Annotated in this window: 21 protein-coding genes and 2 pseudogenes; 7 read left to right on the forward strand and 16 right to left on the reverse strand. The window is 41.2% G+C overall.

The features are described 5' to 3' along the window. Positions 1-39: 39 nt before the first annotated feature. From PSE72_RS00775 to purM, 7 genes and pseudogenes are all read right to left on the reverse strand, one after another. Complete coding sequence (locus PSE72_RS00775) at positions 40-1392, reverse strand: MFS transporter (protein ID WP_004911396.1); 1353 nt, start codon at positions 1390-1392, stop codon at positions 40-42. A gap of 584 nt (positions 1393-1976) precedes the next feature. After that, a pseudogene (gene mgtE / locus PSE72_RS00780) lies at positions 1977-3263 on the reverse strand (magnesium transporter); the annotation flags it as partial. Positions 3264-3623: 360 nt separating this feature from the next. After that, positions 3624-5153: an exopolyphosphatase gene (locus PSE72_RS00785; protein WP_109912433.1), complete on the reverse strand. Its 1530-nt coding sequence runs from the start codon at positions 5151-5153 to the stop codon at positions 3624-3626. 4 nt (positions 5154-5157) lie between these two features. Beyond that, the gene (gene ppk1 / locus PSE72_RS00790; RefSeq protein ID WP_115167145.1) at positions 5158-7227 is read right to left on the reverse strand and encodes a polyphosphate kinase 1; all 2070 of its coding nucleotides are present in this window, start codon (positions 7225-7227) and stop codon (positions 5158-5160) included. Between the two features lie 54 nt (positions 7228-7281). Beyond that, positions 7282-7869, reverse strand: a complete 588-nt coding sequence (speG, locus tag PSE72_RS00795) for a spermidine N1-acetyltransferase (protein WP_004911388.1) — start codon at positions 7867-7869, stop codon at positions 7282-7284. Between the two features lie 233 nt (positions 7870-8102). Beyond that, positions 8103-8741 (reverse strand): phosphoribosylglycinamide formyltransferase, encoded by a 639-nt coding sequence (gene purN, locus PSE72_RS00800; protein WP_115167146.1) that lies wholly within the window; start codon positions 8739-8741, stop codon positions 8103-8105. Further along, positions 8741-9781, reverse strand: a complete 1041-nt coding sequence (gene purM, locus PSE72_RS00805) for a phosphoribosylformylglycinamidine cyclo-ligase (protein WP_115167147.1) — start codon at positions 9779-9781, stop codon at positions 8741-8743. Before purM ends, purN begins: the two co-directional genes overlap by 1 nt. Before the next feature lie 354 nt (positions 9782-10135). On the opposite strand from purM, the gene upp reads away from it, so the two are divergent. The 3 genes from upp to hda all read left to right on the forward strand — a co-directional run bounded on the left by upp (position 10136) and on the right by hda (position 12985). Then, a complete protein-coding gene (upp, locus tag PSE72_RS00810) occupies positions 10136-10762 on the forward strand; it encodes a uracil phosphoribosyltransferase (protein ID WP_004253541.1) in 627 nt (208 codons plus the stop codon). A 98-nt stretch (positions 10763-10860) separates the two neighbouring features. Further along, positions 10861-12156 carry a uracil permease gene (gene uraA, locus PSE72_RS00815; protein ID WP_004253542.1) on the forward strand — a complete coding sequence of 432 codons (1296 nt, stop codon included), beginning with the start codon at positions 10861-10863 and terminating at the stop codon, positions 12154-12156. Positions 12157-12283: 127 nt separating this feature from the next. Next, on the forward strand, positions 12284-12985 hold the full coding sequence (hda, locus tag PSE72_RS00820; protein WP_036957653.1) for a DnaA inactivator Hda: 702 nt from the start codon (positions 12284-12286) through the stop codon (positions 12983-12985). 43 nt (positions 12986-13028) lie between these two features. Here the strand turns inward: hda and arsC are convergent, their stop codons facing one another. Next, a complete protein-coding gene (gene arsC, locus PSE72_RS00825; protein WP_115167148.1) occupies positions 13029-13385 on the reverse strand; it encodes an arsenate reductase (glutaredoxin) in 357 nt (118 codons plus the stop codon). A 12-nt stretch (positions 13386-13397) separates the two neighbouring features. After that, positions 13398-14861, reverse strand: coding sequence for a beta-barrel assembly-enhancing protease (locus tag PSE72_RS00830; protein ID WP_115167149.1), 1464 nt, complete (start codon positions 14859-14861; stop codon positions 13398-13400). A 195-nt stretch (positions 14862-15056) separates the two neighbouring features. Here PSE72_RS00830 and PSE72_RS00835 point away from each other — a divergent pair, with 195 nt between their 5' ends. Beyond that, a complete protein-coding gene (locus PSE72_RS00835) occupies positions 15057-16121 on the forward strand; it encodes an AI-2E family transporter (protein WP_004911372.1) in 1065 nt (354 codons plus the stop codon). Positions 16122-16168: 47 nt separating this feature from the next. Here PSE72_RS00835 and bcp read toward each other — a convergent pair whose 3' ends face one another. Then, on the reverse strand, positions 16169-16639 hold the full coding sequence (bcp, locus tag PSE72_RS00840; RefSeq protein WP_115167150.1) for a thioredoxin-dependent thiol peroxidase: 471 nt from the start codon (positions 16637-16639) through the stop codon (positions 16169-16171). A 14-nt stretch (positions 16640-16653) separates the two neighbouring features. Further along, a complete protein-coding gene (locus PSE72_RS00845; protein ID WP_004253549.1) occupies positions 16654-17211 on the reverse strand; it encodes a glycine cleavage system transcriptional repressor in 558 nt (185 codons plus the stop codon). Positions 17212-17498: 287 nt separating this feature from the next. Between PSE72_RS00845 and dapA the strand changes: the two genes are divergently transcribed. The 3 genes from dapA to purC all read left to right on the forward strand — a co-directional run bounded on the left by dapA (position 17499) and on the right by purC (position 20715). Further along, positions 17499-18407, forward strand: a complete 909-nt coding sequence (dapA, locus tag PSE72_RS00850) for a 4-hydroxy-tetrahydrodipicolinate synthase (RefSeq protein WP_004911368.1) — start codon at positions 17499-17501, stop codon at positions 18405-18407. A gap of 16 nt (positions 18408-18423) precedes the next feature. Further along, a complete protein-coding gene (gene bamC, locus PSE72_RS00855; RefSeq protein WP_004911365.1) occupies positions 18424-19476 on the forward strand; it encodes an outer membrane protein assembly factor BamC in 1053 nt (350 codons plus the stop codon). Between the two features lie 525 nt (positions 19477-20001). After that, positions 20002-20715 carry a phosphoribosylaminoimidazolesuccinocarboxamide synthase gene (purC, locus tag PSE72_RS00860; RefSeq protein WP_004911363.1) on the forward strand — a complete coding sequence of 238 codons (714 nt, stop codon included), beginning with the start codon at positions 20002-20004 and terminating at the stop codon, positions 20713-20715. Positions 20716-20946: 231 nt separating this feature from the next. Here purC and PSE72_RS00865 read toward each other — a convergent pair. The 5 genes and pseudogenes from PSE72_RS00865 to PSE72_RS00885 all read right to left on the reverse strand — a co-directional run. Then, a pseudogene (locus tag PSE72_RS00865) lies at positions 20947-21588 on the reverse strand (energy-coupling factor ABC transporter ATP-binding protein); the annotation flags it as partial. Continuing rightward, a complete protein-coding gene (locus PSE72_RS00870) occupies positions 21575-22438 on the reverse strand; it encodes an energy-coupling factor ABC transporter ATP-binding protein (protein WP_115167152.1) in 864 nt (287 codons plus the stop codon). The gene PSE72_RS00870 and the pseudogene PSE72_RS00865, both read right to left, overlap by 14 nt. Continuing rightward, positions 22429-23133 carry an energy-coupling factor transporter transmembrane component T gene (locus PSE72_RS00875; protein ID WP_217007708.1) on the reverse strand — a complete coding sequence of 235 codons (705 nt, stop codon included), beginning with the start codon at positions 23131-23133 and terminating at the stop codon, positions 22429-22431. The genes PSE72_RS00870 and PSE72_RS00875 overlap by 10 nt, the downstream gene beginning before the upstream one ends. Beyond that, on the reverse strand, positions 23134-23715 hold the full coding sequence (locus PSE72_RS00880; RefSeq protein WP_004911353.1) for a hypothetical protein: 582 nt from the start codon (positions 23713-23715) through the stop codon (positions 23134-23136). Positions 23716-23751: 36 nt separating this feature from the next. After that, positions 23752-24177: a PPC domain-containing DNA-binding protein gene (locus tag PSE72_RS00885; RefSeq protein ID WP_115167153.1), complete on the reverse strand. Its 426-nt coding sequence runs from the start codon at positions 24175-24177 to the stop codon at positions 23752-23754. Between the last annotated feature and the right edge of the window lie 126 nt (positions 24178-24303).

Raw genomic sequence — 24303 nt, forward strand, 5'->3', positions numbered from 1 at the left:
AATAAGAATTGCACCCTAATAAATAGGGTGCAAGAAATGTTATAAGCTAGAAGCGTTTAGAACCGCAGATTTTTCGTTTGAGGATTCAGAATTGACTGTCCAACCCTTCCAAGATAGAGGAATAAAGGCTACAGCAACCGCTAATAATGAGACGCCAGCAACATAATAGGCAGGTGCCATGTGAGACTGCTGCAACCAAGCACCAGTTAATATTGGTGTTAAACCACCAAAAATTGCATAAGCCACATTGTAAGCGAATGACAGGCCAGAATAGCGAATTTCAGGTGGAAATGCGCGTGTACTGATAATTGGTGTCGTTGCAATCGCGCCAACAAAGAAGCCCATCAAGCCATAGTTAAAAATCAATGTACTCGCCGCAATATCACTGGATAATGACGAATAGAAGTAAATTGCCGTTACGGCCAATCCACCCCAGGATAAAGTCATTGAGGTACGTGTTCCTGTTTTATCACCTAACCAACCCCAGAAGATACAGCCTAATGTTAAGGTTAATGTTGCGGCACAGTTAGCTTGCAATGCAATATTTCGGTCAATGTTATAGATCCCTTTTAACACCACATCTGGCGTCATCAAAATAGTGACAACGATAGCGGTTGATAATGACCACGTCAGTGCTGCCGTGATCATACAGGCTTGCTTATGAGATTTAATCACAGTTTTGACGGGTAATTCTTGTGACAAAGCTTTTTTAGCGGCCAGTTCTTTGAATATTGGGGTTTCTTGTAAAAAACGGCGTAAATACACAGAAATAAACCCAAAAATACCACCAAGAATAAATGGAATACGCCATGCGAAATCATGAATTTCAGTTGTGGTATAAGAGCGTTCAATAATAATAGCGACGATAGAGCCTAATAAAATACCGCCAGTGATCCCAGAAGTCAGTGTACCAACACCTAAGCCATAGCGTTGCTTTGGTGTATGCTCTGCAATAAATACCCATGCTCCTGGCATTTCACCACCAATCGCGGCACCTTGCATAATACGCATTAACAGCAGCAGTAATGGGGCTGCAGCACCAATGGTTTCAAAAGTCGGTAAAAAACCAATCACAAATGTTGGGAATGCCATTAAGAAAATACTTAAGGTAAACATTTTCTTGCGGCCAATTTTATCTCCAAAGTGAGCCATAATAATGCCACCAAGAGGACGAGCAAGATAACCTGCTGCAAATAGGCCCAGTGTTGCCATTAGCGCGAGAAATTCGTTATCCCCTGGAAAAAATAGTTGGGAAATAATTTTTGCGTAAAAAACAAAGATAACGAAGTCGTAAAACTCAAGGGTACCCCCTAAAGAGGATAAGCCTAATGTTTTATAGTCTTCTTTGCCCAAAGGCCTCGCAGAGGGCTGGCTGGCTGTTTGCGGTGTCATTATAGTTTCCTTCTAACTACCTGAAATACTAAATTGCATAAATTCAAAATAATAAGCATTGGCTCATAATAATGAGCTAATCATTTTTATTGGTGCAGATAAGAGGTATAAAACGTTGGATGGGTATAACTTAGTTTAATACACAGTATCTTTTTTGCATGCGTATATTTATAGCAGGAAATTCTATATTCTGTAAACCTCAACCCTAAAAACAAGAATAACATTCCAATTAGTTTTGTTTATCTGGATTATTGATTTGGTGTGATGATAAATAACCTTATATGATGTTAATAATATGAATTTTGCAGAATATCGTATATTTAAATTAGTCAGTTACAGTGTTAATTATATTTAATTTAATAAATTCTTCCTGAAATATAGTAAACAAATATTACCTAATTATTTTTCGCTATAATTAACTTTATTAATCTCGATAAACTAAATAACTATAAAAGCATTTAACTAATAGATAAATAATAAGCTTACTTGCGAAATCTTGGGATTTTGATGGGATTTTGTTAGCGCAGGGAGTGTTTTGTAAAATGCACACGCCCACCAAGAAACAGGACGCGTGCAAAGTAAATTTAAACGAGGAATAGCGTGGCTAAGCCAAGGAAAATAAAGAACCCACCTGTATCGGTGATAGCGGTAATCATCACGCTAGAGCCGATAGCAGGGTCTTTGCCCATTTTCAGCATAATGAGTGGAATAAGCACCCCCATAATCGCTGCCATCAGTAGGTTCAAAATCATCGCTAATGTCATTACTGCGCCCATAGCGATATCGCCATACAGGAAATAGGTAACGACACCCATAATTCCGCCCCAAACAACGCCATTAATAAAGGCGACGCCAAGCTCCCTTAACATTAAGAAAGAGAAACTATTATTTTGTATCTGGTGCAGGGCAATGGCACGAACAATCATGGTGATGGTTTGGTTTCCCGTATTTCCCCCAATTCCTGCTACAATTGGCATTAATGTGGCTAACGCGACTAATTGGGAAATGGTATCTTCAAAGACGCCAATAACACGAGAAGCGACAAAAGCGGTACATAGGTTAATGGCTAACCATGTCCAACGGGTTTTAACGGCTTGGCCAACAGGGGCGAAAACGTCTTCTTCAGGGCTTAACCCCCCCATACGACGAATACTGTTATCGTTTTCTTCACTGATGTTATCAACGATATCTTCAACCGTCAGGCGGCCCATCAGAAGGCCGCTGTTATCAACAACCGCAGCAGAGATTAAGTCATAACGTTCGAACGCACTAGCGGCGTCTTCGCCTTTTTCATCGGGCAAGAAGGTCACAGTGTCAGTTTTCATGACATCGGCCACTATTTTTTCAGGGGATTGCGTCAAAATAGTGGTTAGTGGTAATTCACCTTGCAGATAATTATTGTTATCGACAACAAAAATTTTATCGGTGGCTTCTGGGATCTTGCCTCGTTGGCGTAAATAACGTTGAACCGTTTTTAGCGTCACATTTGGGCGTACGGTGACGAATTCAAAATCCATCATTTGCCCGACGCTATCTTTCGCATATTGTAAAACTTCGCGAATGCGGCTACGTAGGCTAGGTTCTAAATAGGTGAGGAGCCGGCGCATGGTGTCACGAGGTAAATGCTCAGCAATATAAGCTTGTTCGTCAACATGCAAATTAGCAACGGCGCGAAGCAGTTCTCTGTCAGACATATCCTTAATTAGGCTATCCCAAACAGATACGGAGGCCTCAACTAAGACTTCACCACGTTCGTTATTATCAACAAGACGCCATAACGCGAGACGCTCATCATAAGGGAGCATTTCTAAGATATCGGCGATATCCGCAGTGTGTAAATCAAGTAGCAATTCTTTTACAAGACTAATTTTTTCACTAATTGCTTTGTCATCAATACTGACGTGTTGATCATTTTCAACAAGCGCATGGACGAACTCTTCGTCATCTAAAAATAGCGTCAGGATTTGCTGGCGAATATGTGCCAGTTTTTGAGAGTGCGGGTTGACTGTTGGCACCGCATCGATTGAAAAAGCAGGTTGTGACATTTTAATCCTTAAAGCAATAGCAGCGCAAAAGCGCTTTTTATGAATTCGTCTGCGAGCGGACGAAATTTATTATCATTATTGTCGCCTATTTAAATAATATATCAAATAGTTGAGTCAAATAAGCGGTGATTTCAAAGTCATCAGTGATGAAGAATAAGCATAAATCACTACAATAATGGCCGCAAATCACTCATTTTCTGCACAAATAGTTAACGACCAACCGGGGACATCTTCCCAATAGCCACTTTCTTTTTCTAAATCCAATATCATCAATGTATTTTGCACGAGATATTCAGATGGTAAATAGAGAGTCCAGTGCCCATCATCCGTTTCTATCCGTAACGAAGAGGGGATTGTGGTAGATTGGCGTTGATTATTTAACAAAATGGCTAGCCGCAAAATTTGAATAAGCGGCATAAATTGTTTTCTTTTAAATAAATTAAATTTAGGGATATCGTCATACTTAATAGCCCTACGATGATTACGTACTAATGTTGCCAGTAATAGTTGCTGTTCTTGGTTGAAGCCCGGTAAGTTGGTATTTTGCAAAATATAAGCAGAATGGCGGTGCATACCACTATGATTAATACTTAACCCAACCTCATGGAGCATAACTGCCCATATTAAAATGGATTCCAGTTGTGGGTTAAGTTGCTTGGGGTTTTGTTGTCCCCACTGGAAATAGAGTTCTTCCATGGTTTTTAATACGCGTTTAGCTTGCTCTCTATCGATATTATAATGCTCAGCAAGGCTTAAAGCAGTACGCTGGCGGATATCTTGGTGGCGGAAACGGCCTTCCATTTCATATAAAACACCTTCACGCAATGCACCGTCAGATAAACGTAACTCTTTAATTTCTAATGAATCAAATACGGCAAGTAAAATCGCTAAGCCAGGAACAAATACGTGTTTACGTTCATTCGATAGGCCTAATATATTCAGGGTGCTAAATGACTTATATTTCAACGCCATTTGCTTGATTTCGATAAGACGTTCCCGTGTAATAATACCGTCTTTATAGCCTAATTCTTGTATCACACTATGGGCAGCTTTGATGGTGCCCGAGGCGCCCATCGCAACGTCCCAAGTTTGTTTCTTAAATAAAATCGCGGTGCTTTCTAATTTTAAGCAAGCCCCTAGGTAGGCTCGATTGAAATATTCAGGGGTAATTTCTTCATTTGGAAAGTAAGTACGGGCAAAGCTAACACAGCCCATACGGCGGCTTTCAATCAAAAGCGGCTCAAATTTTTCACCAATAACTAACTCTGTCGAACCACCACCGATATCGAGTACTAATTTACGGCCTTTTTCGGGTTGAGTGTGCTCAACGCCCATAAAAATTAACCGTGCCTCTTCTTGACCTGAAATGATTTCAATAGGGTAAGGCATGATTTCTTTAGCGCGCTGCAAAAACAGTTTTACATTCGTTGCTACACGTAATGAATGAGTGCCAACAATGCATACGTTTTCAGGGGGAAAGCCTTGTAACCGTTCGGCAAACAACGCGAGGCAGGCAAGCCCACGTTCCATGGCTTCTTCACTTAATTCATTGGTATCACTTAGACCATCAGCTAGGTGAACACGTTTTTTTAACCGTGTGAGAACTTGCAATGCACCATTAACAATGCGAGCAATGACCATGTGAAAACTGTTTGAGCCTAAATCTATAGCCGCAATTTCTTGTGGTCTCGGTGTTGAGGCGTTGGTTATTGGCATATTTTTAAGCTCTTGTATCCGGTGTTTCGATTGATTTTAAATAATCATACACAGCAAGCTGGGCCTGAATTTTACGTTTATTTCCGCGGGGAACATAATGATTACTTAAATCTTTGTCAACATAACGTGCTTTAACAGTATCGCTAAATTGCAACTCTAAAATATCCAATACCCGTTGTTTTAAATGCGGGTCGACTAAGCTAACGGCGACTTCAATGCGGTAATCAATGTTGCGGGTCATCCAGTCAGCAGAAGAAATAAAGACTTTTTCGTCCCCCGCATTGGTGAAAACATAAACACGGTCATGTTCAAGAAAGCGGTCAACAATACTGGTTACCTGAATATTTTCACTGTAGCCGACTTGGCCGGCGACTAAAGAGCACATCCCTCTGACTAATAAACGAATTTTGACACCTGCATTGGAGGCATCGTACAGTTTGTCAGTCAATTCTTTGTCGACTAAGTTGTTAATTTTTAATGTAATGCCACTGGGCCGTTCAGCGAGCGCATTTTCGATTTCTTGGTCAATTAAGGCCATCAAACGAATACGTGTATTTTGTGGTGACACCATTAGATTATCGAAAGTCACTGGGCGATAAGGATTTTCAATAAAACTAAATACCCGACGAACTTCGTTGGTGATCAGTTCATTTGCAGTGAGTAGGGAGTAATCAGTATAAAGCCGAGCGGTTTTTTCGTTAAAATTTCCCGTACCGATATGGGCATAACGCACGATTTGGCCTTCTTCCATGCGTGAGATAATAAATAATTTTGCATGGATTTTAAGCCCGGGCGCGGAGAAAATAACATGCACGCCCGCTTCAGTTAATCGTTTTGCCCAATGAATATTAGCGGCCTCATCAAATCGTGCTTGTAACTCAACGACCACTGTGACTTTTTTTCCATTATGAGCGGCATGAATGACAGAATCGATAATGCGTGAGTCTTTCGCGACACGGTAAATATTAATTTTAATCGATAATACATTCGGGTCAAAAGACGCTTGGCGCAATAATTCTAAAGTATGTTCAAAGGTATAGTAGGGATAATATAACAGTACATCGCGCTCGCGAATGGCATCGAAACCGTTACGGAAGTTATCAAACCAGCGGTGACGCAGCCTTGGTAATGGCTTGTTTAATAGGTTTTTATTTCCTTCATTAGGGAAATTAATAAAGTCTTTAAAATTGTGGTAGCGGCCACCGGCAATCACGGAGTCATCGCTGGATAGCCCCAGTTTTTCACGTAAAAGAGCAACCATTTCGTCAGGCATATCACGCTGATAGACAAAACGGACGGGTTCTGCGGTTAAACGTTGTTTTAATGTAGATGACATTATTTCGAGCAAGCTCGATTCCATCTCTGTTGCGATGTCGTACTCTGCATCACGCGTCATTTTCATCGAATAGGCATTGAGCTTATCGTAATCAAAAAAACCTTTGAAAATTTCATCGAGCGTATAGCGAAGGATATTATCAATTAGGATCATTGACTTGCGACGCTTTGGCATTTCTGGAGGCAGGTTAACAAATCGCGGGACTTTATCGGATGGAATTTCCAATAGTGCATATTGAGTCTGATTGCCATTGATGATTTCAACTGCAAGATAAGTGTAGTCATCTTTTAGAAATTCAACGAGATTGGTATCAGGATTAATTAATATTGGCGTAATATGCTGGCGCAGATTCTGGCGGAAATACTGACGTAACCATATCTGTTGGCGAGGCGAAATTTGACGTTCGTTAATCAAGAATATTTGATTGCGCGCCATTTCCAATAATAAGTCATTATAGAGAATGTCGAATTCTTGTTCTTGTTTGGCAACTCTTGACTGAATTCTCTTTAACAAGTGGCGAGCACCGCTTGCCGAGCCGCGTTCTTCATTAATTAAAATACGGCGTTTAACGTCGGCGAAGCGGACTTTATAAAACTCGTCTAGATTATTGGAATAAATTCCCAAAAAACGCATTCGCTCAATAAGAGGGTTACGCTTGTCGGCTGCTTCTTGTAAAACACGCTCGTTAAAAGACAGCCAGCTTAACTCTTTTTCATGATAGAGACGTTCTTGGGACATTCTAACTCCGTATTAGACTCTTGTTACTTTATGGCTATGATACCAGTCAGTTAGCTAAATGTGTTGTTTAATTGCTTTATCTTGGGTAATAACACTTTCTGGATTAGCAGATTGTTGCTTCATCGTAAAATATTGTTGCTGAAAAATACACATACGGATAGCGGTGTGATAGCGACCATTGACAAAGAATTCGTCGATCAGTTCGCCTTCAGTATGGAAGCCTAGTTTATTATAAATATGGATAGCTTTAACATTTTCTTTATCAACAATAAGATAAAGTTTATATAAGTTTAGTACGGAAAACGCGTAGTCCATTGCTAATTTCGCAGCGCGACTCGCATAGCCATGGCCTTGATGGCTCGGTGCAATGATAATTTGAAACTCAGAGCGTCGGTGAACATAATCAATTTCTACCAATTCGACTAAGCCAACTTTCTCACTGTCATTTTCAACGATAAAGCGGCGTTCAGACTGGTCATGAATATGTTTATCGTAAAGATCGCTTAATTCAACGAAAGCTTCATAAGGTTCTTCAAACCAATAACGCATAACACTGGCATTGTTATCAAGCTGGTGAATAAATGCTAAATCTTCACGTTCAAGTGGGCGCAACCTAAACGGATGAACTTGCCCGGTTGTCATAAAAATACCTCTATTTAGTTAGGAAAATGGTTTTGTTCTTCGAGTATAAGGATAACATTTATTTGCGATAAAATAATGACACAGCACAGAGAGATTATCACCTTGTTGAAAAATAATTCATTTTACCCAACGCTAATGTTTTTATGTAATAGCTTGCGATCGTGTTTTTATGTGAATGCGAAGAAAAAGGGTGGATACCCACCCTTGAAATGACGTGTTGCTCATCACGAATATTATTCGTTAGCGTAACCTTGTTGCGGTAAAATTCGGTTATCTAACACAGCGTTACCTTTTTGCATTGTTAATCGGCCACTAATGAACCACTCAACAACTAATGGGTAAATCGTATGTTCTTGGGCTTTTACCCGCTCGATAATATCGTCTTCGTTATCCTGTTCAAAGATAGGCACTTTAGCTTGCAAAATAACTGGCCCGCCATCCAGTTCTTCGGTAACGAAATGAACGGATGTGCCATGTTCTTTATCCCCATTTTCTAGCGCTTTACGATGCGTGTGTAAACCGGGGTATTTCGGTAACAAAGAAGGATGGATATTGAGTAATTTACCCGCAAAGTGGTTGACGAATTGGGCTGATAAGATACGCATAAAACCCGCTAATACGACTAAATCAGGCTGATATTGGTCGACTTGTGCGAGTAATGCAGCATCATATGCTTGGCGGTCAGTATACTGTTTGGCATCTAAAAAACAGGCTGGTATTCCAGCCTGTTGTGCCCGAACAAGCCCATAAGCATTGGCTTGGTTGCTAATGACAGCAACAATGTGAGCGCCAATTGCCCCAGTGCGGCAGCTATCAATTAATGATTGCAAATTACTACCGCTGCCAGAAATGAGGACAACAATTTTTTTCATTAGCGGATCACAACCTGCTCTTCACCCGCTGGTAATGCGCCAATTGTACCGATTTGCCATGCGTTTTCGCCAAGCTTGTTCAACAGAACAAGTGCATTTTCAACTTCCTGTTGTGGTAGAGCAATAATAATCCCCACACCACAGTTGAAGGTACGGTACATTTCATGAGTGCTCACATCACCAGCTTGCTGCAGCCAGTTAAAGACAGCAGGCCATTGCCAGCTGCTACCGTCAATAATTGCTTGTGTGTTGTCAGGCAGTACGCGAGGAATATTTTCCCAGAAACCACCACCAGTAATGTGGGCAATTGCATGGATATCGCTGTTTGCGATCAGCTCTAATACATTTTTAACGTAAATGCGTGTTGGTTCTAATAAGTGGTCAGCTAAAGGCTTCCCATCTAATTGAGTTTCTTCTGGGTTGGTTTGGCTCACTTCGAGGATCTTGCGAACCAGCGAGTAACCATTTGAATGCGGGCCGCTAGAGGCTAAAGCAATTAAGGCGTCTCCAGCACTCACTTTGCTACCATCGATGATTTCTGAGCGTTCAACAACACCCACACAGAAACCAGCCACATCGTAGTCTTCACCATGGTACATTCCCGGCATTTCCGCGGTTTCACCACCTACTAACGCACAACCTGACTGTTTACAACCTTCTGCAATACCCGTAATCACACTCGCCGCGGTATCGACATCTAGTTTACCGGTCGCGTAATAATCAAGGAAGAACAGAGGCTCTGCGCCTTGAACAATCAAGTCATTGACACACATAGCCACAAGGTCAATCCCAATGGAGTCATGACGTTTTAAATCCATTGCTAAGCGTAATTTGGTACCGACACCGTCAGTGCCTGAAACTAAAACAGGCTCACGGTATTTCTGCGGTAGGGAACATAATGCACCGAATCCCCCAAGACCTCCCATGACTTCTGGGCGGCGGGTTTCTTTTACGACACCTTTAATACGTTCAACCAAGGCGTTACCCGCATCAATATCAACACCGGCATCTTTATAGCTGAGAGAGGTTTTATCAGTCACTACGGCCCCCAAGGCAATTACATTTTTGAGAAAAATAACATCATTGACATTATTCTAACAGGCTAGGCAAACGTTTGCGATAGCTTTGTGTTGGAAATTTTTGGGTACGTATAATCGAAGAATGGTAGAACGTTATAGAAGTTGTATAGCAAAATAAGAAATGTATTTATTTAAATCAAATTTGCGGTTTTGCCAATTTCAACTTAACTGAGATGAGGTATAATTTTTAAAAAATGGCGTTAATCGTTGTTGTTTTGACCAAAATCAAGCGTTATCTAGTGGCAACCAAAGCTAAAAGAGGTATAATCCGGCGATTTTTTTGTCCGCCGCCGTCTTAAATAGTAGGAGAAACCCATGAAGATCGTTGAGGTAAAACACCCTCTCGTTAAACATAAACTCGGCCTGATGCGAGATCATGATATAAGCACAAAGCGCTTTCGTGAACTGGCCTCAGAGGTTGGTAGCCTACTGACTTATGAAGCAACTGCTGACCTTGAAACTGAAAAAGTGACTATCGATGGTTGGTGTGGTCCTGTAGAAATAGAACAAATTAAAGGTAAGAAAATCACTGTAGTACCAATTCTTCGTGCGGGTATTGGTATGATGAACGGTGTATTAGATAGCATTCCAAGTGCACGTATCAGTGTGGTAGGTGTTTATCGTGATGAAGAAACACTGCAGCCTGTCCCTTATTTCCAAAAACTCGCCTCTAACATTGAAGAACGTATGGCATTAGTGGTCGACCCAATGTTAGCGACGGGTGGCTCAATGATTGCTACCATTGATTTATTAAAAAATGCGGGTTGTACCTCGATTAAAATCTTAGTTCTTGTTGCAGCGCCTGAAGGTTTAAAAGCGTTGGAAGCTGCGCATCCAGATGTTGAATTATATACCGCTTCAATTGATGAGTATTTAAATGAAGAGGGATATATCGTTCCGGGTCTCGGTGATGCGGGCGACAAGATATTTGGTACTAAATAATGATAAGCCGACTGAGAAGTCGGCTTTTTTTTGATTAATTGTAGAGACTCACTGCTTATTCAGTGATTAGCCATTTCGCTAAAAGAGGATAAAGCCACATGACACGTCGCACCATCAGTGTTGAAGAAAGACCACCATTATTACAAACTATACCACTGAGCCTTCAACACCTATTTGCTATGTTTGGCGCAACCGTTATCGTACCGATTCTGTTTGGTGTAAACCCCGCTACAATTTTGCTGTTTAATGGGATCGGAACGCTGCTGTATCTGTTTATTTGTAAAGGGCAAATTCCTGCTTATTTAGGCTCAAGTTTTGCATTTATTTCCCCAGTGCTGATTTTATTACCATTAGGTTATGAGCTGGCACTTGGCGGCTTCATTATCTGTGGCGTGCTGTTCTGTATTGTTGCACTGATTGTTAAAGTTGCAGGAAGAGGGTGGATAAACGTCATGTTCCCCCCAGCAGCAATGGGGGCAATCGTAGCCGTAATTGGTTTAGAATTAGCTCAAACGGCTGCAGGTATGGCTGGGCTATTACCTAAAGATGGCGCAGTGGTTGATTCGAACACGTTAATTATTTCCCTGACCACGTTGTCAGTCACTATTCTCTGCGCGGTCGTTTTCCGTGGGTTTTTATCTATTATTCCAATTTTGATTGGCTTTTTAGCGGGTTATGCATTGTCCTATTTTATGGGTATTGTGGACTTTACCCCGGTTATTGAAGCGCCGTGGTTTGCTATTCCTACATTTTATACTCCACGCTTCGAATGGTTTGCTATTTTAACTATTTTGCCCGCTGCATTAGTGGTTATCGCTGAGCACGTAGGGCACTTGGTCGTCACTGCGAATATTGTTGAACGTGACTTAATGAAATCACCAGGTTTACATCGTTCAATGTTTGCTAATGGGTTTTCTACGGTGATTTCCGGTTTCTTTGGCTCGACACCAAATACGACTTATGGTGAAAACATTGGGGTCATGGCTATTACCAAGGTATACAGCACTTGGGTAATTGGCGGAGCCGCAATTATTGCTATTTTATTATCTTGTGTTGGTAAATTAGCGGCTGCTATCCAATTAGTACCAGTTCCTGTGATGGGCGGGGTTTCACTCTTATTGTACGGGGTAATTGGTGCATCAGGTATTCGAGTGTTGATTGATTCAAAAGTCGATTATAACAAGCCACAAAATTTGATTTTAACCTCAGTGATTTTAATTATTGGTGTGAGCGGAGCCGTTATCCATATTGGTCAAGCTGAACTCAAAGGTATGGCGCTAGCAACAATAGTTGGGATCTTTATGGCATTATTATTCCGTTTTATAACGTTTGTTAGGCCTGAAAAGCAGTTTGTGACATCTGAAGTCCAAGAGCTTGATAGCAATAAAAAATAAGCCACACAATTTTCCATATTGCCGTTCAATTGTTTGAACGGCATTTGGTCACCGTTCTTATTCATCTATCCGTGTTTTTTATGGTAAACTGCTAGATGAAAATTGATTTGTACAGCCAGAGGCGCTTCTGAACACACCATCACAGCTTTCATTACCACTATATCTGCCAGATGATGAAACCTTTGCGAGCTTTTATGCAGGGGAAAATGGGGCGTTGCTGTCTGCTATTCAGTCTGCTATTAATCAACCCCATGGCAGTTATATCTATTATTGGTCGCGTGAAGGCGGCGGGAAAAGCCATTTACTGCACGCAGCTTGTGCAGAGCTGTCTGAACAAGGCATTGCAGTCGGTTATGTTCCTTTGGATAAACGTGCGTATTTTGTTCCTGAAGTACTAGACGGTATGGAACATTTATCACTCGTTTGTATTGATAATATTCAGTGCATCGCGGGTGATGAAGAGTGGGAAATGGCGATTTTCAATTTGTATAACCGTATTTTGGAAATTGGTCGCACTTGTCTATTAATTACTGGGGACAGGCCTCCTCGGCAAATCGAACTGAAATTACCCGATTTAGCCTCTCGCCTTGATTGGGGGCAAATTTATAAACTGCACCCACTGAGTGACGAAGATAAGATTTGGGCACTGCAATTACGCGCTCGTATTCGTGGTTTTGAATTACCGGAAGATGTTTGTCGTTTCGTATTAAAACGTCTAGATAGAAAAATGGGAACGTTGTTTGATATCTTAAACAAACTTGACCACGCATCAATTGTCGCTCAGCGAAAATTAACGATTCCTTTCGTAAAAGATATTTTAAAACTCTAGTTGATTAAATGAGTTGGCAGCCATATAGCTGCCAAAATAGAGTTTATAAGATTTCACAAACCTGCTCAGGCGGACGACCTAAACGTGCTTTATCACCATTAACAACGATAGGGCGTTCAATCAATTTAGGATTTTCATGCATTGCTTTAATGAGTTGATCCTGAGTTAAGCTGTCATCGTTTAAATTCAATTCCTTATACAACTCTTCTTTGGTGCGCATTAATTGACGAGCATCTTTAAAGCCTAACATTTTAAGGAGTTTTTTGATTTCAGCGACCGTTGGGGGCGTTTTTAAATACTCGACCACCGTGGGGGAGATACCCTTATCAGTTAAAAGGGCTAAGGTTTCACGGCTTTTAGAACAGCGTGGGTTGTGGTAAATCTTCATCGAATCCGTCATTATTATAACTCCTTACGGTTTTGCATTTTTGTCACGTAATTGTAGTTTTCTAAGCGCATCAATGCGAGCGTCATAACGCTGCTGTTCGTAACTGCCTAAACGGCTTTGACGGCTAGCATCGCTGAGATAATTAATTGCAGTGTCATAGTTACCCCGTAACGCCATCCCTTCTGCGTAGGCAGCAAGTTCTTCGGTACGCTTACCTTGTTTTGCGGACGCTTCTGCCAGTAAATCCCAACCAATCGGGTCATCAGGGTAATCAAACGTATATTTATTCAGCAAGGTTGTTGCTTCTTTATATTGATGATTATTAATTAATGCGTTAGCTAGGTTGACAATAAATACGGTATTTTTCGGTGATTTTTTCAAAGCATTCTGTAAACGAGAGACTGCTCTAGAGACTTGATGTTGTTCAATGTCGACATCAGTCATGCTATCGATAAACCAAGGGTTATCGGGTTGTTTCGCTAATAGCTCTGTCAGGATTTTTCCTGCTTCTGCGTACTTTTTGTCTTGAGAAAGCAGTAGCGCTTTACCGTATTGCGCTGCAATTTGTTCTTGTGCAGAACCTTTACCATAGTTTTCAATGATTTGGTCTAAAGCATGTTTTTGCTCGGTACTATACATAGCTAAAATACGAACTCGGGCTAACATAAAGTCCAGTGATGATGGCACACTCACTTTAGGGTATTGGTTCGATCGGTTTCTGGCATCAGCTAAACGGCTATCCGGCAAGGGGTGCGTTAATAGAATTTCAGGGGGCTTTGACATATAGCGAGTTTGGTCTGACATTGTTTGCATAAAATCAGCCATCGCATGCGGGTCAAAGCCAGAGCGCCTTAATGTCTGTAAACCAATACGGTCAGCCTCTTGTTCATTGGCTTGGGTAAAGCTGATCATACCTTGCTGAACCCCTGCCATTGTGCCTGTTAAAGCGGCAAAACCGGCTTGAGGATTCGCCATCACTAACAGCAAAGAACCAATCGTCCCTGCAATCGCGAGAGGAGTGGTGCTTTTTTGGTCTTCCATCATTCGCGCAAGGTGCCTTTGCGTAACGTGGGATATTTCGTGCGCCATGACGGATGCTAGTTGACTTTCATTCTGGCTGTATCGGAACAATGCGGAGTGTAGCACTACATTACCCCCAAAATAGGCGTATGCGTTAATATTGGGGTTGTTGACTAAATAGAACTTAAACGGTGTTTTAACTGAGTCGGCATTTTTCACTAACCGCATGCCAAGTTTGTTAACATATTGGGTTAACAATGGGTCATAAATAAGAGGGGTGCTGGCACGTATTTGGCGTGTAATAGCATCTCCCATAATAATTTCTTGGTTGATGCTAAGTGTGCCTCCTGCTGTGGTTCCTATATCGGGTAAGGTATCTTCAATTGCACTATAAGCAGGTAAAACTGCACCGTTCATTAGCGCAGCGATCATGAAAGCCAATAATGGATATTTTAAATTTTTCTTCATGAAACGTGAGTATCCCATACAACATTTTAATTTAGGGTAAGTACCGACTTTATTTCGGGTGTGCTTTAAGTAAGGCACTTAAAAATACGAAAAGTTTAAAACACATGATAGCAAAAGCTATCGTAAAATCTGTTCTTCGGTATAATTTTCGTTACTTTAGGAACTGTCCTTTGTGTTATTCCCTAGGAGCAATAAATGCTGGAATTGTTTTTACAGTGGTATCGTCGGCGTTTTGCTGACCCACAAGCCATAGCCCTTTTTACATTACTCGTATCAGGGTTTGTGATCATCTTCTTTTTCAGCAGTATACTGGCTCCATTGCTGGCGGCAATTGCTTTAGCTTATTTGCTTGAATGGCCAACCAATTTATTGCAACGCATAGGGTTATCCCGTTCAGTTGCTGTCGGTATTATTTTGACCTTATTCGCCGGAATAAGTGCAATGGTTATTTTAATTATTGCACCAACCGCATGGCAGCAAGGGATTAATTTGATGGCCGATCTGCCAAATATGGTTAACCGTTTCAATGAATTTGCACAAAAACTGCCAGAGCAATATCCAGCACTAGTGGATGTAGGCATTATCGATATGATGGCAGATAACCTGCGTAGCCGTATGTCGGGTATTGCAGACTCTGTGGTTAAAGCGTCAGTTGCTTCATTAATAGGTATTTTTACTTTAGCAGTTTACTTAGTTCTAGTGCCGTTGATGACATTCTTTCTTTTAAAAGATAAAGAGCGTATTAGCAAAAGCTTCCTCAAGCTGTTACCGAAAAATCGTTTGTTAGTGGGTAAAGTTTGGGTCGAAATGAATGAACAAATCACCAATTATTTGCGAGGAAAAGTTACTGAAATGGTGATTGTTGGGGTGGCAACATATTTATGTTTTGCTTACTTTGACTTGCGCTATTCCGTATTGCTGTCGGTTCTTGTCGGGGTAGCGGTATTAATCCCTTACATTGGTGCGGTCGCAGCCACGATCCCCGTGGTTATTGTTGCGCTCTTTCAGTACGGTATTGGTAGTGAATTTTGGTACTTAATGTTGTTTTATTTAGTTATTCAAGGTTTGGATAGCAACGTTGTGGTGCCTTTATTGTTTTCTGAAGCCGTGAATTTACATCCACTAGTGATTATTTTATCTGTTGTGGTGTTTGGTGGGTTATGGGGCTTTTGGGGCGTGTTTTTTGCAATACCTTTAGCAACACTGATTAAAGCGGTTATTCATGTCTGGCCGGAAGAGCCAACGGAGTCAACGAACTAGGTTAGTAATAGTGCTGTATGAGGGCATACAGCACTAAGAAGTAACGATTAAGCGTGTGTATTGATGTAATCAAGCACGATTTCGTGGTGGTTACTGGTTTTAAAATTATCAAAGACGTACTCTATTTTCCCAGTAGGGTCAATAAGGAAGCTAATGCGATGAATCCCATCATAGGTTTTCCCCATGAATTGTTTTTCACCCCAAACCCCAAATTGCTCACATACTTGGTGGTCTTCATCTGATAACAAAGTGAAGTTCAACATCTCTTTTTCAGCGAAACGAGATAGTTTCTCTGGTTTGTCTGTGCTAATACCTAATACTTCGACACCTTTCGCTTTAAGTGTATCCATTTCATCACGTAGACCACACGCTTGAACAGTACAGCCAGGAGTCATCGCTTTAGGATAAAAGTAAACTAATACGCGCTGACCCTGATAATCAGAAAGATTGATGAGCTCACCATCTTGGTCAGGAAGGCTAAAGTGAGGCGCCTTATCACCGGCTTTCAATGGGTTCATTACATATATCTCCGTTAACTTTGCATGTTGGGGTTGTTAACAATACTTATGTTGCCTTTAGCATTTAGCATTGTACATAGTTGTTGAAATTTATTTTTTATAATTATGCCATTATCGTCCAACGGATCGTGTGCAGTAATCTGAATTTCCAGTTGAGCGGGCATATCATTATTGGCTGGTTGTGTTTTAGAAACAAGCTCTGCGATATTACACTGCGAAGTTGTGAATAAATTTGTGAATTGCTCGACAATACGAGGTGCATCGTCGACAACAACATTCACTGTTACTGTCGATGGGTAATAGGTTGTTTGCACACTCTGAGTTCTTTTCATTACGATAAGCAAGTCGAGCTCGGCGCCTTTAGGTGGTAATGTCGCTTCTAAAAGGGTGATAGCATTCCAACTGCCGGAGAGCATCATAATGAAGGTGAATTCCTTGCCAAACATCGCTAAGCGACTATCTTCAATATTACAATCACACTCGCTGACGAGACGTGTAATGGTATTCACAATGCCCGGACGATCTGTTCCCAGCGCAGTAATGACAAGAAATTGCTGTTCAGTCTTAGGCAAAGTCTATTCCTTAGTATTTTAATTATGTCAGTTAAACATTTAATTAGAATATAGCAGTAAAATTCTAGCGCTAACAACTGACTGACTATGAGGGTAAGGAAACCATAAAAAAGGTAATCTGCCAAGGGGGTAAATAGACTCTTGCGAGAAATATCAGTGAATTATTACTTCTATTTAAGTTAATGTCCTCGGCATTAACAAAATTCATTAAATTCTTGCTATTGGGTGGTTTTCTTCTTTGAAATGAAAAAGTAACATGGTAGTTCAATTATTAAGGGGGTATCGCTATGGCTAATGGAAACGCAAATTATAAAGATTTTTTAACGGGAAGCATTGTTGCAGTTATTACACCAATGGATTCGGCAGGGCGTTTAGATAAAGCGAGCTTGAAGAAGTTGGTGGATTATCATGTTGAAAGTGGAACAACTGCGATTGTTTCTGTTGGTACAACTGGCGAATCAGCAACCTTAACGCACAAAGAACATGTGGATGTCGTGAAAGCGACACTTGAATTAGCGGATGGCCGTATTCCTATTATTGCAGGAGCCGGTGCAAATGCTACCGCTGAAGCTATTTCGCTGACAAATGAGTTTGAAAACAGTGGTGTAGTTGCTTGCCTGACGGTAACACCTTATTATAATAGACCTTCTCAGGAAGGGTTATATCAACACTTTAAAGCAATTTCAGAAAACACGAGCTTGCCACAGATTCTTTATAATGTACCATCACGGACTGGCTGTGATATGTTGCCTGAAACTGTGGGGCGTTTAGCAAAACTGGCGAATATTGTTGCAATTAAAGAGGCAACAGGGAACTTAGCTAGGGTTCATCAAATCAAAGAACTGGTTGATGATGATTTTGTACTGTTAACAGGTGATGACGCAACGGCGCTTGATTTCATGCAACTAGGTGGTAAAGGCGTTATTTCGGTCACATCTAACGTTGCGGCCGCACAGATGGTAAAAATGTGTGACTTAGCGCTTGCAGGCAAATATACTGAGGCGCGTGAATTAAATAAAAAACTGATGGGGCTTCATCTTCAGTTATTTGTTGAACCAAATCCAATTCCAGCGAAGTGGGGCTGTCATCGCTTAGGTCTGATTGCAGATGGGACATTACGGTTGCCAATGACACCGTTAACCACCTCGGGCCAGCAAAAAGTTGAGGAAGCCTTGAAACTCGCTGGATTACTGTAAAATTTAGGGAATTTTAATGGCAACATTATTGCAAAAATCGAAGGTTATGAAGGTTGCTGGCCTGTCACTTGTTGTGTTACTGGCAGCCTGCTCCAGCGATCAGCGCTATAAACGTCAGGTCAGTGGTGATGAGGAATATCTCAATGCTGCGCCATTGAAAGTGTTGAATGTGCCACAGGGGCTTACATTACCAGAACAAAATGGTGAGTATGATATCCCTAAAGCCACATCAACAGGGGCAATAGGAAAAGCGTTAGACATTCGTCCACCAGTACTGACAATTTCGCAATTAGCGGGTTCTCGTACAGAGGATAGCGCTCAAGCAAGTCGTTTGTTGCTAGAAAATACACCTGAAAATAGTGCACTTTGGTCACAAGTTACGATGATCTTAGAGCAAAGAGGGATTCCAGTTTCATCTAAAGACGATGGCTCTCGCTCAATTGAAACCGATTGGGTGAAATGGGATCGCGCAGATGAAAACGTACCGATTGAGAGTCGCCATAAAGTTACAGTGCAGCCAGAAAACGGTATGATGGCATTAACGGTAACTAGCTTAGGTTTACGTCAAGGGGGAGAGACAATTACCGATGTTGTCGAAACTCAACGTTATAACAAGCTGTTATTGAATGAATTAACCGATAACTTATATACGTTACGTGATACTTCAAACAAAAATAGTATCCAAAATGCCTACGGTATCATTGATGTTCAAACCGGTAGTGATGATACTGGCTTACCTTTAGTTGTGGTTCGTGCGCCATTTGATGCAGTATGGGAACGTTTACCTCACACCTTAGAAAGTGTTGGTATGAAAGTGGGTGACCGTACGCGCTCAAGTGGTTCTGTGATGGTAACTTACAAAGGTTTAAGCAGCTCAGAATGGCAGGCTTTGGGTATTGATGACCCAACTGTGCCAGAAGCAGATTATAAAGTGCAGGTTGGTGACTTAAATAACCGTAGTACACTGCAATTTATCACCACCAAAGGTGTACCTTTAACACAAAAACAAAATGATGAAATGGTTGCAGCGCTGAAAGCAGCATTTAGTAAAGCACCTGCCAAAAAGTAATAATTCAACATTTTGAGATGACTAATTAAACCGTAGCTTAAATACAAGCTGCGGTTTTTTTATTTAAATTGGATGGGTTTGTATTGGGGTAAAGATATTAAGCTTCATACGCATAGGCTGGTGGTTATCAGCTCTGTATTTTGTTTATTTCATGCTACTCGTAATCTATATACTTAGTTAGTTATTAAATAGCATTTCATCAATTTGAATTTTCCTTCTCTGGTAGGCTAATTTTATCTTTCATGTTTTCACCTAAAACAAATGGACAAAAAATCAGTGTTTATGGTTAAGTAATCGTTTGCGTCTGCTCGGGAATTTTATTATCATGATTAACAGTGAATTATAAAATATTGAATATCAGCTAGTTAGCGTTTCACATGGTGAATTTCAGTAACTGACTGAAACAGAGCAGAAAATTAACAATGAATAGGCCATTTAATTGGTTTTTGTTCTTCTGTTACTTATCTGAATCTGCTGTGCAGGTTGATTTTTGTTTAGTTTAATCACATCCCTGGAGTGTGTAAGATGCAAAAGAAAGCTGAGTTGTATCGTGGTAAGGCAAAAACAGTCTATACCACAGAGGATCCTGATCTACTGGTTCTGGAGTTCCGTAATGATACATCAGCACTCGATGGTGAGCGTATCGAGCAGTTTGACCGTAAAGGTATGGTAAATAACAAATTTAACCATTTCATTATGAGCAAATTAGAAGCAGCCGGTATTCCAACACAAATGGAAGCATTATTGTCTGACACAGAAGCCCTGGTGAAAAAGTTAGATATGGTGCCTGTTGAGTGTGTGATCCGTAACCGTGCCGCAGGTTCACTAGTAAAACGCTTAGGTGTTGAAGAAGGCATGGTGTTAAATCCGCCACTATTTGACTTATTTTTAAAGGACGATGCCAAACACGACCCAATGGTGAATGAATCGTACTGTGAAACCTTTGGTTGGGTGAGCAAAGAAAACTTGGCAAAAATGCGTGAGCTAAGCTACAAAGCCAATGAAGTACTCAGTAAAATTTTTGCGGATGCAGGGTTAATCTTAGTCGATTTTAAACTGGAGTTTGGCTTGTATAAAGGCCAAGTGGTATTAGGCGATGAGTTTTCGCCAGACGGTAGCCGTTTATGGGATAAAGAAACGCTCAATAAAATGGATAAAGACCGTTTTCGTCAGAGCCTTGGTGGCTTAATCGAAGCTTACGAAGAAGTCGCACGCCGTATTGGCGTACAGCTAGATTAATCAATTTCCTATAATTTGAATGAGATTTTAGCCTGCATTGCAGGCTATTTTTTAGTCGCTAATCGAGGGTGATTGTTGGCTAATAAAATGTGTAATCCATGATGAGAGAGCGGTATCAGTAGTCTTTATTTGTAGTTGTTGACTAAGTGACGTCAACGTAGGCGCGGGCAATGGGCTTTCGACTTGTAACTCTGGATGGCTTAATATTTCCGTTGGCTGACCGTCAGCGATGAGTTGGCCATTTGATAAATGCAATACGCGTTGAAAATGGCGGGCAACAAAATCAAGGTCGTGGCTAATAGAAACGACGGTTACCCCTTTTTCGCGTTGCAAGGTTAGCCAATGTTCAAATTTACGCAGCCAAAAAGCGTCGAAGTCACGGCTTGGTTCATCAAGCAGCAATAACTTAGGTGAAACGGCCTCTAAACAGGCAACAGCAACCATCCTGCGTTGGCCTGCATGTAAATCTAAAGGGTGTTTATCTGCTACATCGACTAAGTGACAAATTTCAAGTGCTTGCTGTACTCGCGCGTGAATATCACGTTTATGATATCTTTGGCGTTTTAAACCAAAAGCAATCTCATCACGCACACAACTATGAAAAATTTGTTTCTCAGCTTCTTGGAATAAAATACCGATATGGTTGGCTCTTTGTGGTGAGGAAAGAAGGTTAAGCGGCTGGCTATCAAGCTGAATATCACCTTGTGTAGGGCGCAATAACCCTGCGAGCAGGCGTAATAATGTTGATTTACCTGCGCCATTATCCCCAACTAAAGCGACCCATTCACCAGGGTGAATAGATAGCGATAAAGATTGTATATTATCAATAGTAGAGCTTGGCCAACGATAGCTCAGGTTTTTAAGCTGTAACATGCCGCTCCTTAAACATCTGTAGCAATTGCGCTTCATTGTGGGGAATTGTGTCTCGCCAATGCCCTAATTTGACCAGTTCACCTATAGCACGCCAAGCCTCTGGCATATTGATTGTTTCAATAGCATCAAGAAAAACATCATCCAAACAGCCTATAGCAACCACTTTCCCAGATTCTAAAAAGGCTTTGCCAGTACTCAACAAAAGGAATGAATCACAGAAACTGATGGCAGGTAATAAATTGCGTTCAAAAAAAATAATGCTGCAGTTTGTGTGTTCTGTATAGTGTTGCAATTGCACTAAAATACGTTGTGTTGCACTGGGTGTTAGCCGACTAAAGGCTTCATCGAGCAAGAGAAGTTTAGGTTGCATCGCTAATGCACTTGCTAACACGACGCGTTGTGCTTCGCCACCCGATAATGTCGCAGGATGGCGCGTACGTAGAGCTTCACAAAACGTGAGCGCAATCGCGTGTTCAACTCGTTGACTAATTTCACTGGGTGATAAGCCAAGGTTTTCAGGTCCAAACGCAATTTCCTGTTCAACGGTAAACGCGCAACCTGAGAGTTGTAATTGAGGGGATTGCTGAACAAGCTGGCGCGATATAGATACCTGAACCACAGAGCTGTCAGCCAAGGGGGCTTGTAATACCTCAGCGGTTCCTTCTATTTTCCCTTGAATAAGGTCACTATGCCAACCTGCAAGTATTTGCGCTAGTGTGCTTTTCCCGCTGCCATTACCGCCAAATACACATAGCCATTGGCCTGCATTAAGCTGAAGATCTATCGGTCCTAATAAGGACAGCTCCGCGCTTTGTGGAATGAAGCGCATTTGTTGTAGATTCACCACCATAGAGAGAGACCACCTTCAATAAAAATTAACAAAACTAGCCCATACCTAAGTAGGGCTTGGAATGAACTATCCGTAGGTGGGTTCAATGTCGTGCGTTTAGCGCAATAGCGAAAACCACGCATATCTAATGCGGCTCCACGAATACTCAGATCACTAAGAGTATTACTGGCAAGTGGAAATAATAGGGCCGGTAATGATGTAACACGTTGCCAAAAGCGCCCGTCAAGAGGGACGCCTCTTGCCAATTGTGCCTCACGGATGGTGTTTAATTGCTGACGAAATTGTTCTGCAAGCAATAACGGACCCGCGAGTAGATATGCAAAACTAGCAGGTAAACGGCTAGCAAACAACGCACGAATAAAGCGTTCAGTCGGTACATATTGCAACCAAAGCTGAGAAGCGCTAATAATTGTTAATAACTTAAACCACAATGCTAGTGCAAATTCAGGACGGCTATTTTTTAAGGCATCCCCGGTTAATTGTTGAGCTAGCCAACCCCCGTGAATTAACCAAAGCCCTGCCGCCATGGGGAGCATAATCCATGCAACAATGCGCCAACGATGACGTGCAGGTCGCCAAAACAATAAAGCAGCGAAAATACTGCAACCTAGCACAATTAATAGCCAGTTCAGAGGTAAGAAAAGCGAACTTACACTGAGCCAAAACCAAATTGTCAGCGAGGTGAATGGATGCATTTAACTGACCTTCGCCATATTTGGATAATTACGTTGGACACGTTCTGGTAATTGTCGAACGAGTAGCCAAGCAATAATGGCAGATGCAACTTTGTCCGCAATATTCGCGCCTAATACCGTAATTGCCACTGATTCTAATAAGTTATCGCCAACAGCATGGAAATACGCGACAAAAAAGTCTGCTCCGCTACCGGTTGTTCCTGCAAATAAGTATGTACGAATAGGAACAGCAACTATCATTAATGCAAAAGTAATCACTACACCGGATAAAACCACTCTTGGTAAGGTGCGAAAACCACCTGCGCGAGCTAATAACCCAGCGCTGAGTCCAATCATCATCGCAACAGGTGCAAATGCAGCGGCAATTGGCCCACTGAGTAAACCCCATAATAAATTAGTTAATAAACCACTTAATAACGCAACCCAAGGGCCTGCTAATAACGCACAAATTAACGTTCCTATAGAATCCAGAAAAATAGGCAGTTTTAGCATTGAACTTAATTGGCCAATAACCATATTAATGGCAATAGAAAAAACAATTAAAGTCAGTGTACGACTAGAAATAATCGACGTTTTACCCATGGCAAAGTCATTCCTTACAGTAATGGAATAATAAAATTAGCGAGAAGTGATGATAAGTTCTTCATAACCTGATAACGGGCAAGGCTCACGAATGAAATTTACCTTTTCCAGTTCCCCAATAATCAGCTCTAGTGTTGTTCTGACCGTACAACCTGGCATCATATGACCACCGAGGACTTGCCCTTGCTCATCAGAGACAGCTAAATGCAGGTGTTCGCCTTTAGCATCTAAAGTGCCAATTAATGAAATAATTTCAAATTTACCTGTTGTGTGAAAGGTCTCTTCTTGGCCTGCAAAACGTAGTGCAACGTCAGTTAAGCTGCCGACACTGCTAGCAATGAACGCAGCTTGTAGGCCATGTTGCTCAATTTTATGTCTTAATGTTAAAAGTGCGTCTTCGCCAGGGATTAAACGAATAGCAATAAAACGCGCGTTTGAATAGGGCGATAAAGATTGGTTCATATTCTTAATCCTAATAATTGTGCTTATGCAGAGCGTCGCACAACCATTTAAATCATTAAAATTATAAATAATGCTAAGTTATGATTTTTCTGTATTAATTATCTGTGATTATTATACGCAATTGAA

The organism is Providencia sp. PROV116 (genome assembly GCF_028482485.1).
GTDB lineage: Bacteria > Pseudomonadota > Gammaproteobacteria > Enterobacterales > Enterobacteriaceae > Providencia > Providencia rettgeri.